Origin of the sequence: Frankia sp. AgKG'84/4, assembly GCF_023242965.2 — a bacterium.
In the GTDB taxonomy this organism is placed as follows: Bacteria; Actinomycetota; Actinomycetes; order Frankiales; family Frankiaceae; genus Frankia.
The window spans coordinates 1-511 of sequence record NZ_JALKFU020000742.1 but is presented as its reverse complement, the minus strand read 5'-3'; the positions used below and the strand labels follow the sequence as shown (position 1 = coordinate 511).

Genomic DNA, 511 nt, shown 5'->3' with positions numbered 1-511 from the left:
GAGCCGGCCGGCTCCGCGGGCAGCCGGCGCGGCGTGCGGGCCGGTCAGACGTCGGCGGGGCCGTCGTCGGAGCTGTGGCCTGGGAAGACCTTCGCGGCCGGGTCGAGGACCGGCGCCGCGTTGTTCACCGCGGTCGCGACCTCCCCGAAGCCGGTCGCGATCAGGCGAACCTTGCCCGGGTACTCGACGAGGTCACCCGCGGCGAAGATCCGCTCGACGCCGGTGGACATCGTCGGGTCGACGAGCACGCGGCGCCGTTCGACGGTCAGGCCCCAGCGGGTCAGCGGCCCGAGATCGGTGGCGAAGCCGAGGGCGGCGACGACCGCCTGGGCCGGGCGCACTTGGCGGCCGCCGTCGCGGGCGTCCGCCAGCTCGACCTTCTCGATCCAGTAGTCGCCGTGCACGGCGACGATGTCGGTCATCGTGCGGATCTCCACGGTGGACGCCTCGAGCCGGGCCAGCGCCGCCGGGTGCGCGCGCAGCCGCTCGCGGCGGTGCACCAGGGTGACCG

Annotated in this window: 1 protein-coding gene; it reads right to left on the bottom strand. The window is 75.7% G+C overall.

Features of this window, described 5'->3' with window-relative positions; translation table 11 throughout:
- Positions 1–44 precede the first annotated feature (44 nt).
- A partial coding sequence (locus MXD58_RS24900; protein ID WP_250610073.1) for an NAD(P)/FAD-dependent oxidoreductase occupies positions 45–511 on the bottom strand: 467 nt, incomplete at its 5' end.